Below are 13,204 nucleotides of genomic sequence, written 5' to 3' on the forward strand. Positions count from 1 at the left end.
TTATTGATTTACTTTGTAAAACCAAGGACTGTGCCAAAATGCATAACAGTAACATAATCAACCAATAACACAATTGATGTTTGGTTGATTACCTTTGAAATACGAAATAGTACTATGAGTAGCACAAAATATGCAGTAATAGGTGGTGGTAGCTGGGCTACAGCTATTGCCAAAATGTTGTCAGAAACCCAAGAACAATTTGTTTGGTATATGCGCAGTGTTTACGCTTCTGAACATATTAAAAAAGAAAAGCACAATCCCAATTACCTTAGTTCTGTAGAGTTCCATACGGAACAACTACAACTCACTAATGATATTAATGAAGCGGTCAAAGATGCGGAGATACTCATTTTTGCTATCCCTTCTGCATTTTTAGCATCAGAATTAAAGAAACTCACCCTTCCTTTAAACGATAAGATTATTTTTTCTGCCATCAAAGGTATTGTGCCTGAGACCGGCTACATTGTTGGGGAACATTTTCATTATACCTATGCTATTCCCTATGACCAAATAGGGGTAATTACAGGACCTTGCCACGCAGAAGAAGTTGCTTTGGAACGGCTATCTTACCTTACCATTGCGTGTTCGGATGAGCAAAAAGCTGCGGATATAGCACAAGATTTGAGCAGTGATTATATAAAAACTAAAATTTCTGATGACATCATTGGCACCGAGTACGCTGCTATGCTTAAGAATATTTATGCCATAGCTGCTGGGATTGCGCATGGCCTGGGCTACGGAGATAACTTTCAAAGTGTGCTAATGAGTAACGCTATAAGGGAGATGAAACGTTTTATTGGTAAAGTCCACAAGATGAAGCGTAACATTAATGATAGTGCTTATTTAGGTGATTTACTAGTAACGGGGTATTCTGTTTTTAGTAGAAACCGCATGTTTGGTAATATGATTGGTAAAGGCTATACTGTTAAAAGCGCTATGATGGAAATGAACATGGTTGCAGAAGGGTACTACGCAACCAAAAGTGCTCACTTACTTATGAGTAAAATAGAAAAAAAGTCAAAAACTCCTATTATCAATGCGGTTTACGGTATTCTATATGAGCAAAAAGATGCCAAAAAAACGTTTAAAAAGCTTACGGACAAGTTAGATTAGTCTATGAATTCTTTTTCTAAGAAATAGTTTACTAAAGCTTCTTTCATTAAAACAGATTGCTCACCTGCCTTTAGGTTGGGGAGTTCTTCTTTAATTTTATAATGTGGCCAACCGTCTGCATCAAAAAAGTCAAACTCGTAATAACCATAGGGTTCCAAAAGCCTACAAATAGCAATATGCATTAGATTTAATTTTTCATCTTTTTTAAATCTACGTCCCAGTTGCCCTAATTCTTGTACACCTACCAAATAGATGATACCATCTAAATCTAGTACGTCCCCGTCTGCAAACTTTGCAGACAAACGTTGTACCAACAGCTCCCATCTTTCTTTTAAAACCTCATTTCTACCCATACTAACAAAAAGACAAAGGTAAGAACCAAAATAGTATATTTGCTCAAACACAAACCATGAGTTTTTTAGATATTGTATTAGGCCTGCTCTTAATCTGGGGTTTATATAAAGGTCTTAAAAACGGACTTTTTATAGAGTTAGCTTCTTTAGTAGCTCTTATTGCTGGTATTTATGGGGCTATCCATTTTAGTTACATAGCTGCAGACTATATGCATCAGAACATGGAGTGGGACACCAAATACATTAAAACTGCTTCTTTCATAATCACCTTTATCATAATTGTTTTACTGGTACATTTTGCAGGTAAATTATTAACCAAAGTAGCAGATTTTGCTATGTTGGGTATCTCAAATAAAATTGCTGGCGGTATCTTCGGTGCTTTAAAAGTAGCCGTAATCATAGGAGCTGTACTGGTGTTTTTTGAGCGAGCCACATCTTCTTTTAACTTTATTAATAAAGAAACCAAAACAGATTCCATATTGTACGGACCGGTAAAAGATATTGGAGCTTTAGTCTTTAGCAAGGTATTTAAGGAACCTGAAGAAACTCCAGAAAAAGAACCCAACAACGAGGAATTATCCTTTTAAGTATATAATTAGCATCCTTTTTTATAACGTTCCTATTCTCAATTACTTCCGAAAACGCATATATAACAGGGGCTTTCCTACAAAATTCGCATTTCATCGATTAAAAGCCTATGCCGTTTGTCGATGAGCCCTTATTGTTCTTCAACTTACACCTTATCGAAAAAAACGGGTGGTTAAGGATTATTTCATGATTCGGAAACATTAGGCAATACATTCGTGCCAACGAAAACGAAACACAAGAAAAATGAAAAAGTTTACCCCCTTATTGATTCTTTGCATAGTATTTTTTGCCTCTTGCAGTGCGCCTATTTCCGTAGAAGAAGAGGAAGCATTATACACAGAAGAAACCGTAGGTAAATCCGTAAACTTAATGTTATCTGATAATGAAGAGGCACTTTTTGCCATGGTTAACAACCATAGAGTTTCTGTTGGACTTCCTGAGTTAGAATTAAATAAAGCTATTTACAATTTAGCTAAGTCTCACAATGAATTTATGATTAAAGAAGATGCTTTAAGTCATACAAATTTTGAATTGAGAGCAAATGAAGTTGCCAAATTAACCAATGCAACTTCTGTTAGTGAAAACGTTGCCAGAAAATACAATATGCTTTCTGATTGTTTAGAGGGATGGTTGGCTAGTCCTTCTCATAAGAATACTATAGAAGGAGATTTTACCCATGCTACGTTGAGTATTGTACAAGATGCGGGTGGTGAATTATACTTTACCCAAATCTTTTACAAATTATAATTTTGGATATGTTGTTTTAGATTATATCAAGTGTTTTTAAGTTAAGTGTAGTGGAGAGGTCTGGTGTAGACCTCTCTTTTTTTGTGTGGCTCTTGCTAAACGTTTTGTACCTTTCCTAAAAAAAGTATGGCCATTAAAGCTCCTTTTAACCTAACTAAGTGGGTAGAAGAAAATAGAGAACTGCTTAAGCCCCCCGTAGGAAATAAAAATTTATATAAAGATGCTGGGGATTATATTGTAATGATTGTTGCAGGCCCAAACGCTCGTAAAGATTACCATTACAATGAAACCGAAGAATTATTTTACCAATTAGAAGGTAATATTGAGGTACATATACAAGAAGATGGTAAAAAAAGAACCATGGAACTTGGCCCAGGAGACATGTACCTGCACCCTGCAAAAGTACCACACTCTCCGGTCCGTTATGAAAATTCTATAGGCCTAGTTATAGAAAGAAAGCGTAACCATCTAGAGGGCAAAGATGGGCTTTTATGGTTTTGCGATAATTGCAATAACAAATTGTACGAAGCCTATTTTACCCTCAATGATATTGAAAAAGATTTTTTAAAACATTTTAAGCATTTTTATGGGAGCGAAAGTTTACGTACCTGCAACAATTGCGGAACGGTAATGCCTGTTGACCCAAGATTTGTTGCTGAAGAATAGACTATGCTTATAACAGCCAAAATACTAACTCTATTGGTGGCTTTGCTACACCTCTATTTTCTTTGGCTAGAAATGTTTGTCTGGACCACCCAGGCTAAAAGAGTGTTCAAAAATTTTCCAGACCACTTGTTTGAACCAACAAAATCCATGGCGGCCAACCAAGGTTTATATAATGGCTTTTTAGCCGCAGGCTTGCTTTGGTCTTTACTTGTAACAGACCCTTTTTGGGCAGTAAACATAGCCTTGTTTTTTCTTAGTTGTGTAGTTATCGCTGGTATATATGGCGCATTCACTGTTTCTATAAAAATATTTAAGGTACAAGGTTTACCCGCACTATTAGGCATCTTGTTTTATCTTTTTGAGATGTTCTATTAACTTCATCTAGGTAAACTTTGTATTTTTGTAACAATTCACTCTAAAAAAGTTATAAATGTCAGAAATTGCAACTGCTTTTGGTATAGATCAAGCTTTAAAACAATTAGGTATCTCAGATATAAATCAGGGAACCTCTACCGGCACTTCTTCTTTTGGTAACGGTCCAGAAATAGCTTCATACTCACCCGTAGATGGCAGTTTAATTGCCAAGGTGACCACTACTACCAAAGAGGATTACGAAAAAGTGATGGAAAAGGCTCAAAATGCTTTTAAACATTGGAGAACTGTACCCGCACCACAACGCGGAGAAGTTGTAAGACAGTTTGGCGATAAACTAAGAGAACTGAAAGAACCTTTGGGTAAATTAGTTTCTTTTGAGATGGGTAAGTCTTACCAAGAAGGTTTGGGAGAAGTACAAGAAATGATTGACATTTGCGATTTTGCCGTTGGTCTTTCTAGACAATTACATGGTTTAACCATGCATTCTGAACGTCCTGGACACCGTATGTATGAACAATATCATCCCTTAGGAATTGTAGGAATTATTTCTGCATTTAACTTTCCTGTTGCGGTATGGGCATGGAATACGGCCTTGGCTTGGATTTGTGGTGACGTATGTGTTTGGAAACCCTCTGAGAAAACACCATTATGTGGTGTTGCTTGTCAAAACATTATGGCAGCTGTAATCCAAGAAAACAATTTACCAGAAGGTATTAGCTGTTTGGTTAATGGAGATTACACCGTAGGCGAATATCTTTCTACAGACAAACGCGTACCTTTAGTTTCCGCAACTGGCTCTACAAGGATGGGAAAAATTGTAGCGCAAAAAGTAGCCGCTAGGTTGGGTAAATCTTTATTAGAACTTGGTGGTAACAATGCCATAATTGTAACGCCAGATGCAGATATTAAAATGACCGTTATAGGTGCCGTTTTTGGTGCCGTAGGTACTGCTGGGCAACGTTGTACATCTACCAGAAGACTTATTATTCATGAAGCTATTTATGATAAAGTAAAAGAGGCTATTGTTGCAGCATACCAGCAATTGCGTATTGGCAATCCTTTGGACGAAAATAACCATGTAGGTCCACTAATAGATACTACTGCCGTAGACATGTACCAAAAGGCTTTAGAAAAAGCAGTGAGCGAAGGCGGTACTGTTTTGGTTGAAGGGGGAGTGCTTTCTGGAACTGGCTTTGAAAGTGGCTGTTATGTACAGCCGGCTATTGTAGAAGCTAAAAACGATTTTGAAATTGTACAAGAAGAAACCTTTGCTCCTATTTTATACGTATTAAAATACAGTGGAGATGTAACAGAAGCTATCGCGATACAAAACGATGTAGCACAAGGATTATCTTCTGCCATTATGACCAATAACCTAAGGGAAGCAGAACGCTTTTTAGCTGCCTCTGGTAGTGATTGTGGTATTGCCAATGTTAACATTGGTACATCGGGTGCAGAAATTGGTGGCGCTTTCGGTGGAGAAAAAGAAACTGGTGGTGGACGTGAAAGTGGTTCTGACGCTTGGAAAGTGTATATGCGCAGACAAACAAATACTATAAATTATACTACCGAGTTACCGTTGGCACAAGGAATTAAATTCGATTTGTAAAAATAAAAATCGCCATACTAGCGTACGGCGATTTTACCAACTTAACTAACTCAAACTTAATCATAGTAACCCTATTTCAATGCCGGAACTTCGTCGGGAGAAATAGGGTTTTATTTTACTATTTCAAATGTCCTCTATAATTCCTTGATTTTAAAGCCCAAAGCTATAGTTGGTATAAGAATTTGTATAAATGGTTAAAATCCCAACATTACTATAATATTTAGGGATTTTTCAATGTGAATTTTACATTAACTCCCTGTTATTTAATAATTTCTGTTCAGGTTTTTAACTTATTATTTGGTTTTTTTATAATTTGCCAAGTAGAACACTAATTATTATACACATGTCTAAAAATCTAACCTACATAATAGGGATTCTTATCACTATTATTCTGGGTATTTTTCTCTACTTTAACTTTTGCAGCTGTTGCATGGCTTCTGACCAAAATAATGCAACCACAGATAAGGTAGAAGAAGTAACGATGCCCGAAACCCCCGAAGCCACAAAGTACCCTTTTGCATTAACCGATGGCGATTGGAAATTAAACGAAGAAGAGAACTTTAATTTTAGCGCTTCTTCTGCCAATTATTTAGAGCCGTTAGCTCCATCCTTAACAGAAGCAAGCAGTTCTCTAAAATCCTACCTAACTGAGCATCCAGAAAAGGCCATAACCATCACTGGCTTTTACAAGGACAGTGAAACCAATACTTCTGCATGGCCCAACTTAGGACTGGCAAGAGCTAATACGGTAAAAAATTACTTGGTAAACCTTGGCGTTCCATCTTCCCAAACTACAATAGCAGGGACTTTGAAGGAAGAAATGATACCTTCTGAAGATAACATTTATTACGGCCCATTATCCTATACTATTTCTGCAAAAAAAGAAACGAGTGCAGAAGATTTAAAAGCATTACACGATAAGATTGTAGACAATCCGCTTGTATTATATTTTAATACTGGTGAAGCTACAATTAATTTAACCGCTACTCAACGGCAAAAAATTGCTGATATAGGTACGTATTTGGATAAGGTACCCAGTGCAATGTGCGATGTTGTTGGCCATACAGATAATACAGGTAACCGTATTAACAACATAACCTTAGGACAAGAAAGAGCAGATTTTGCCAAATCTTATTTGGTTCGTAATGGTATACCTGCAAATAAGATCATTTCTGAATCTAAAGGACCGGATGAGCCTATTGCGGATAATGCTACGGAAGAAGGCCGCTCCAAAAATAGAAGAACCGTTATCACACTTAAATAATACAAACCTTAAACTTTAAAAAATGAATTTAGATAATATCTGGTGCTGGATAATTCCTCTTTTAGTAGGTGCCATTTGTGCCCTTCTTGGCTATTTATTAGGTAAAGGGAACAGCAAGACTGAAGTTATAGATAACACTGAAGAACTTAATAGTTGGAAATCTAAAAACGGTAAATTACAGGCAGATTTAGATGCGGCTAATGCCAAACTCAATGCAACTGCGAATACGCCAGTAGTAGACCACAGTGCAGCCCTAAAGGCATTAGAAACAGAAAACGCCAAATTAAAAACCGACTTAGACCTTTGCCAAGGCAAATTAAAATCTGCTGCTTCTACAAACGTAGTAAGCTCATTAGCTGCTGGTGCAGTAACTGGTTTAGCCTTTAATGCAGCCGATGCAAAGGCTGCATACGGTAAAAAAATTAAGCAAGACGATTTAAAAATTGTAGAAGGTATTGGACCTAAAATTGAAGGTTTGTTCCATAATTTTGGCATTAAAACCTGGAAGGAGTTATCAGAAACTCCTATTGAAAAATGCCAAGAAGTATTAAACTCTGGCGGGGAACGCTATCGTATACACAATCCCGGTTCTTGGCCTCTACAGGCAAAGATGGCTTATGAGGGTAAATGGATAGAATTGGTAAAATGGCAAGACGAGCATAAAGGTGGCAAACTTTAAAAACAAAAAACCGGGTTTAAAAGACCCGGTTTTTTTATTATAACATTCCGTTGGCTTCTACCCATTTAAAATGATAAGGGTCCATAGAAACCTTCATCCGGTCAGAGATACGTTGTAAACGGTCTGGTAACTTTACCAAATAGTCTCTAGCACGCTCCGCCTGGTCAGACAATTCTCTTAAATTCTCTATCTCCCAAGCACTATTTAGTTTTTTTAAGATTTCTATATAATCTTGTGCTGTATATACACCTAAACGCTGAGCACAGTTAGAAAACTGCTCAAAAGCTTCGCCTATACTACCGCCAGATTCTCTTAAAAAGTGTGCTGGCATTACAATTTTTTTCTTCATCATATCTGCAAAAGCCAACACCATACCGCTAGGGTCATGGTCCATAATAGTTTTCACAAACTCTTGATATGCCAAATGGTGACGCATTTCGTCCCCAGCAATGATGTTACACATTTTTGCTAATAGGGCATTCCCCTTTTGCTTCGCCAGTTTACCTACACGTTTATGAGAAATGTTTGTAGCTAGTTCTTGAAACGTAGTATATACAAAGTTTTTATAGGGATCTCTATCTGTTCCTATATCAAAACCATCTGCAATTAAATGCTGGGTAGTAATTTCTATTTCTCTCATATTTACCCTTCCAGATAAATACAAATACTTATTAAGCACATCTCCATGACGATTTTCTTCTGCTGTCCAAGCACGTACCCATTTAGACCACCCGTTCTCTTTACCCATTTCGCTATGCTGGTCCACACCTTCCACGTCCATTAACCAAGATTCATAGGTAGGCAAAGCTTCTTCCGTAATGGTATCCGCTACAAGAGTAACCCAGAAATCGTATCCTAATTCTTTAGCTTCTTCTCTAATTTGCTCTACTTCATCAAAGAAAGTATCGCTTTGCGAATCTGGTAAAAAATCTGTCGGTTGCCATATTTTTTCAATCGGCATAAGATACTTATCCATAAAACCTGCAACCTTAGGTTCTATGGCCTGCATCACTTCCAATCGTATATTTTTCAAAGACATAACTAGTTCTGTTTTGGTAAAGTTCCCAATAAATTATGTAACATCAACTATCTTTTATCCTAATTTCTACCTCTTTCTCCAGGATAAAGGGTATGCACGGGGTCACTTTGCCAATATTCTTTTGTTGCAACATCCATGATTGTTAAGGCTCCCATAAAAGCAGCACCTGTATCTACATTCCAAACATTAGCGCCACTTTTAGGTACTGCTAAACCCGTTTTAGAAATAGGGGTATGCCCTATAAATATTTCGTTATAATGGATTAGTCTTTTAGGAAAGCGCGGGTCTTCTACAGATAATTCTGGATTCAATGCTTGTGCAAGCTCCCACAAAGTTCTATCCCAATAAAAAGTTTTTTCAAAATATTCGTGCTCAATTCCTTTTAAGTTGGTGAACCCTGCATGTAAATAAAGGTTGTTATTGTTATCTACCCAATTATTTACCAGTTCTTCCTGTAGAAAATGAATATGCGACTCCCACGCTGCTCTTTCTCTTTTCTCGTAAGATGCTTTAGTGGCTGCCCCACCATGTAATAACCAAGTAGGGTTATCTTTGCCCTCAACTAACCAATCTAAACACAACTCGTCATGATTACCCCGTATAAAAGTGCAATTATGCGTAGTATTTAATTGTATTAGATAGGCTATGGTTTCAAAAGCATCACTCCAAGAATCTACGTAATCCCCTAAAAATACTATATGGTCATCTGCGGTTACTGCGGCACGGTCTAAAACCTGCTCTACCGCACGCAAACCAGAATGTACATCGCCTATAACTAATGTTCTCATTACTCTAATCTTTGTAACAATATTAGAAACAATACCGGTCAACTAAGAAAAATTAAGGTAAAGTTTCACAGAATACCCTTGGATTAATTTTCTATGTAACTTGCAAGCCTAATACCAAAGGTGATGACAAAGATTTTTTGTGTAGGCGAATTGCTAATTGATTTTGTAGCGGAACACCAAGGAAGTGATTTGAGTAAGGCCAATGAATTTACAAAAAAAGCAGGTGGTGCCCCAGCCAACGTTGCTTGCGCCATAGCAAAATTAGGAGGCAAAAGTAGTTTTGTTGGTGCGGTTGGTAAAGACCCTTTTGGTACATTTTTATTAGATGTCTTGGCCAATGAACACGTGGATATTAGTAACGCTCAGCGCACTAAAAAATTTACCACCATGGCCTTTGTTTCTATTGCTGAAGATGGGGAACGTGATTTTGTTTTTTCTAGAGGCGCTGATAAAGAATTAAAGTACGATTCTAGCCTTAGAACTAAATTTCAAGGGCACATGCTACACTTTGGAGCGGCAACGGCGCTACTGGGCGGAAATTTGGAGGAAGCCTACACCCACTATCTTTTTGATGGGATTACTAAAGATTGCTTCATTAGTTTTGACCCAAATTATAGAAGTGATTTGTGGCAAGAGAAAGAAGAAAAATTCATTACCAAATGCAAAGGTTTTATAGAAAAATCTCACCTATGTAAATTCAGTAAAGAAGAAGCACTTTTACTTTCTGGTAAAGCAACAGTAGCAGATGCATGTAGCTATCTGCATGAGGCTGGCGCAAGAATTATTACGGTAACGCTAGGCAAAGAAGGTACTTATGTAAGTATGGCAGAAAGGCAAACTACGATACCTAGTATTAAAGTGAATCCTATAGATACTACAGGGGCTGGAGATGCTTTTATAGGCTGTCTTTTGTACCAAATAGCAAAATTGCCTAACCCAAAAGCAATCTTAGAAGATTTTGATGCCCTCACAGCTATGGTAGAAACGGCTAACAAGGCGGGTGCTATTACTACAACGCAGTTTGGCGCAATCGCTGCGCTACCCACTTTAGAAGATTTGGCAGTTTAGTTGTATTTTACTTTTCTAATAATTCGTAAGGCTTCTTTTAGCTCCAGATAAATGTTTTTATCGTAGGTTTTAAGCTCTGGTCTAGCCTTTTCCATTTGGTCTTTAGCCTCTTCAAAACCATTTAAATAACAGATTAACAAAGTATCTGGTAGGTGCTCTAAATCTTTTTTTTCTGAACTGTTTAAGGTGATTTTATTTGATAATTTTTGAAGTAAGGCATTGGTGCTATTGTATAGGTGATAGAGTGATTTTCTATCGTACTGTGGTGGCTCAAATAAAAGATTGCTTGTTATTTTATACTTTCCATTTTCAAAAAACCTTATAGTAACTTCCTCTAGTTGGTAATATTTTTGATCTTTTCCTAGACCTAATTGTACATACTCTAGTATATTAAACGTATCATCGTTATAATGAATAGAAACCTCATCTAAGGCTGAATAAAATAATTTTACCTGCTCATTTATCAGTTCTATATCTACCCTAGAATAATAGGTTTGGTCTTTTACTTTTTTAGTATTCCCTGCCCAACAGACCACAAATTGTTCTTTAAACACTTTGTAATTGCTTGTTAAATCTGGATGTTTATGGTTGATAAAATCTATGACTCCATCTAAGGTTAGTTCTATATTGTTACGCGCATGTTGTTCTAGTGTGGCTACCTTGTCTGAATTAATATCTTTTAACTCAATATCAAAAACTTTAGGCAAGCTTATACTACCTTCTCTAAAAAACACAGAACCTCCGTAATACTTCCAAATATTTTTTCTTAGCGAACAAACCCTACCGTTACTAGTAATGGTTACAAGACCCACCACCTTGCCTTCTGGCAAATGTGGAAAGGGTATATTTTCATAGGCTATTAATGGCGGATTGTCTAAATAGGCGTTAACTAGGTTTTGTATTTTACTATCATCAAAGAAATCTACACCAACAATAGTATTATCTGCATCTTCCACACCAATGACAATGTAGGAGTTATTTTTAGGGTTACTATTAGCAAGTGCACAAACGTGTTTTAGAAACTTAGCCTTACCTTCTTTTTCTCCAATAGATATAAAACGTTTTTTATCATAGAAACTATTCTCATCATTATGCGCCAATAGGTTTTTAATGAGGAGACGTTTATTAATCATACGTTTTTATTTATCACTGTAGAACTAGCTTGGGCGGTGGGCATCACTACCAAATCTGCAATATTTACGTGGTAGGGCCTGGTTACCACAAAATGGATAATATCTGCAATATCTTCTGGTTTTAAGGGCTGGTAACCTTGATACACTTTAGATGCACGTTCTTCATCGCCCTTAAATCTTACTTCACTAAACTCTGTTGCTACCAAACCTGGGTTAATAGCACCCACACGTATACCATATTGGTTTAAATCTAAACGCATCCCTTTGTTAATAGCATCTACTGCGTGTTTACTTGCGCAGTACACATTACCGTTTGGGTATACCTCTTTACCTGCCGTAGAACCAATATGAATTATATGACCTGCCCTACGGGCAACCATTTGTGGCATAACGGCCTTACTTACATACAATAAGCCCTTAACATTAATATCTAACATAGCATCCCAATCATCTATACTACCCCTTTGTATAGGGTCTAATCCATGGGCATTTCCAGCATTGTTTATAAGTATATCTATTTCAGAAAATGCATCTGGCAGATTTTCAATTGCATGGAACACAGCCTTCTTGTCCCTAACATCAAAAGATAAAGTAGTAACCGCAGTTTTAGGACTAAGTTCTTGCATTAAGCTTTCTAGCCTTTCCGTTCTTCTGCCACAAAGAATCAACTTAAAATTGCCTTTATGCGCAAAGTACTTAGCAGTTTCTTTCCCTATACCACTGGTAGCACCAGTTATTAATACAGTTTTTTCCATTTATGGTACTTCGTTTCCTTGAGATGCTTCTAAAAGTAAAAACCAATCTTGTAATTCTAAATCTATTGCTGCTGCGTTTAAAGAATTTACTAGCCGTTCTTTATTCGCAGTCCCTACTACGGGAAATACACCCGCTGGGTGTTTTATTAAAAAAGCCAAAAGCAACATACTTTCATCTGCATTGTACTTTTCTGCTAGACTAGCAAGCACTTGTTTAATCCTATTGTTTTGCGCAGTATCCTCCCTGTAATAACTACCTAATGGACTCCATGCCATGGCCATTCTATTATTTGCCAAGCAATCATCAAAAGTGCCGTTATAAATAGGGTCTAAATGTGTTAGAGAAAATTCTACCTGATTTGCCTCTACCTTAACCTCTTTTTCTATTACAGCTATCTGTGCAGGATTAAAATTAGACACCCCAAACTGTTTTATTTTCCCTTGTTCTTTAAGCGTATTAATTGCTTTAGATACCTCTTCTGGGTGTAATAAAGGACTTGGTCTATGTAATAAAAACAAATCCAAATAATCGGTTTGTAATCGTGCTAAACTGCGTTCTGCGGAAGAAATAATATAAGCAGCATCATACTGGTAATGTTTTACCTTATTGGTTCGACCGCTAGTCATTTGTATACCGCATTTAGATACCAATTGTATATTCTCTCTTGCTATACCAGCCTCCTTAAAAGCAGAACCAAAAAGCTGTTCGTTTCCATAGTCCCCATAAATATCGGCATGATCAAAAGTAGTAATGTTGTTGGTATAACAATGCTGTATTAAATCTACCATTTGGGTGTTGGTCAATTGTTTGCCCCAACTACCCCACGTCATGGTACCAGCAAATATTTTAGAGTATTTAACATTCATTGGCATAGGTTTAGAAAATTAGTGATTATTACCTTAAATCCTTGCCAAAACTAAGGCTTTAGAACTTATTTTAACCAATTATTAACAGAGCGATTTTAAATTAATTTTCATTTTGCGGAATGTTAAATTTCTGGATAGATTAACGTTAATCAACAGTTGC

At 36.8% G+C, this 13,204-nt stretch carries 15 protein-coding genes; 9 read left to right on the forward strand and 6 right to left on the reverse strand.

Annotated features, from left to right (window positions below; all coding sequences use genetic code 11):
- Window positions 1–114: 114 nt before the first annotated feature.
- Window positions 115–1,113, forward strand: coding sequence for an NAD(P)H-dependent glycerol-3-phosphate dehydrogenase (locus tag HCO57_RS09980; protein WP_167988916.1), 999 nt, complete (start codon window positions 115–117; stop codon window positions 1,111–1,113).
- On the opposite strand, the gene HCO57_RS09985 is transcribed toward HCO57_RS09980, so the two are convergent.
- Window positions 1,110–1,466 carry a hypothetical protein gene (locus HCO57_RS09985; RefSeq protein WP_136950607.1) on the reverse strand — a complete coding sequence of 119 codons (357 nt, stop codon included), beginning with the start codon at window positions 1,464–1,466 and terminating at the stop codon, window positions 1,110–1,112. The two genes, HCO57_RS09980 and HCO57_RS09985, sit on opposite strands and share 4 nt — an antisense overlap.
- Window positions 1,467–1,522: 56 nt before the next feature.
- On the opposite strand from HCO57_RS09985, the gene HCO57_RS09990 reads away from it, so the two are divergent.
- The 7 genes from HCO57_RS09990 (at window position 1,523) to HCO57_RS10020 (ending at window position 7,394) form a co-directional block, all read left to right on the forward strand.
- Window positions 1,523–2,053: a CvpA family protein gene (locus HCO57_RS09990; RefSeq protein WP_167988917.1), complete on the forward strand. Its 531-nt coding sequence runs from the start codon at window positions 1,523–1,525 to the stop codon at window positions 2,051–2,053.
- A gap of 244 nt (window positions 2,054–2,297) precedes the next feature.
- The gene (locus HCO57_RS09995; RefSeq protein WP_167988918.1) at window positions 2,298–2,801 is read left to right on the forward strand and encodes a CAP domain-containing protein; all 504 of its coding nucleotides are present in this window, start codon (window positions 2,298–2,300) and stop codon (window positions 2,799–2,801) included.
- A 126-nt stretch (window positions 2,802–2,927) separates the two neighbouring features.
- A complete protein-coding gene (locus HCO57_RS10000; protein WP_167988919.1) occupies window positions 2,928–3,467 on the forward strand; it encodes a 3-hydroxyanthranilate 3,4-dioxygenase in 540 nt (179 codons plus the stop codon).
- A 3-nt stretch (window positions 3,468–3,470) separates the two neighbouring features.
- Window positions 3,471–3,842, forward strand: a complete 372-nt coding sequence (locus tag HCO57_RS10005; RefSeq protein ID WP_136950442.1) for a DUF1304 domain-containing protein — start codon at window positions 3,471–3,473, stop codon at window positions 3,840–3,842.
- Window positions 3,843–3,897: 55 nt separating this feature from the next.
- Window positions 3,898–5,451: an aldehyde dehydrogenase family protein gene (locus HCO57_RS10010; RefSeq protein WP_167988920.1), complete on the forward strand. Its 1,554-nt coding sequence runs from the start codon at window positions 3,898–3,900 to the stop codon at window positions 5,449–5,451.
- A gap of 343 nt (window positions 5,452–5,794) precedes the next feature.
- Window positions 5,795–6,715 (forward strand): OmpA family protein, encoded by a 921-nt coding sequence (locus HCO57_RS10015; RefSeq protein ID WP_167988921.1) that lies wholly within the window; start codon window positions 5,795–5,797, stop codon window positions 6,713–6,715.
- A gap of 22 nt (window positions 6,716–6,737) precedes the next feature.
- A complete protein-coding gene (locus tag HCO57_RS10020) occupies window positions 6,738–7,394 on the forward strand; it encodes a hypothetical protein (protein ID WP_167988922.1) in 657 nt (218 codons plus the stop codon).
- 37 nt (window positions 7,395–7,431) lie between these two features.
- On the opposite strand, the gene HCO57_RS10025 is transcribed toward HCO57_RS10020, so the two are convergent.
- Together HCO57_RS10025 and HCO57_RS10030 are read right to left on the reverse strand one after the other, a co-directional pair.
- Entirely contained in the window at window positions 7,432–8,433 is a 1,002-nt protein-coding gene (locus tag HCO57_RS10025; protein WP_167988923.1) for an acyl-ACP desaturase, read from the reverse strand.
- Window positions 8,434–8,492: 59 nt separating this feature from the next.
- Window positions 8,493–9,221 (reverse strand): metallophosphoesterase, encoded by a 729-nt coding sequence (locus tag HCO57_RS10030; protein ID WP_167988924.1) that lies wholly within the window; start codon window positions 9,219–9,221, stop codon window positions 8,493–8,495.
- Window positions 9,222–9,344: 123 nt separating this feature from the next.
- Here HCO57_RS10030 and HCO57_RS10035 point away from each other — a divergent pair, with 123 nt between their 5' ends.
- Window positions 9,345–10,289: a carbohydrate kinase family protein gene (locus tag HCO57_RS10035; RefSeq protein ID WP_136950436.1), complete on the forward strand. Its 945-nt coding sequence runs from the start codon at window positions 9,345–9,347 to the stop codon at window positions 10,287–10,289.
- Here the strand turns inward: HCO57_RS10035 and HCO57_RS10040 are convergent.
- From HCO57_RS10040 to HCO57_RS10050, 3 genes are read right to left on the reverse strand one after another with little or no spacing between them, the layout of a single operon-like run.
- Complete coding sequence (locus HCO57_RS10040) at window positions 10,286–11,422, reverse strand: ATP-binding protein (protein WP_167988925.1); 1,137 nt, start codon at window positions 11,420–11,422, stop codon at window positions 10,286–10,288. The genes HCO57_RS10035 and HCO57_RS10040 overlap by 4 nt on opposite strands.
- A complete protein-coding gene (locus HCO57_RS10045; protein WP_167988926.1) occupies window positions 11,419–12,177 on the reverse strand; it encodes an SDR family NAD(P)-dependent oxidoreductase in 759 nt (252 codons plus the stop codon). The genes HCO57_RS10040 and HCO57_RS10045 overlap by 4 nt, the downstream gene beginning before the upstream one ends.
- Window positions 12,178–13,044, reverse strand: a complete 867-nt coding sequence (locus HCO57_RS10050; protein ID WP_317171145.1) for an aldo/keto reductase family oxidoreductase — start codon at window positions 13,042–13,044, stop codon at window positions 12,178–12,180. It abuts the gene before it with no gap.
- Window positions 13,045–13,204: the final 160 nt, after the last annotated feature.

Origin of the sequence: Croceivirga sp. JEA036 (genome assembly GCF_011882165.1) — a bacterium.
Taxonomy (GTDB): domain Bacteria; phylum Bacteroidota; class Bacteroidia; order Flavobacteriales; family Flavobacteriaceae; genus Croceivirga.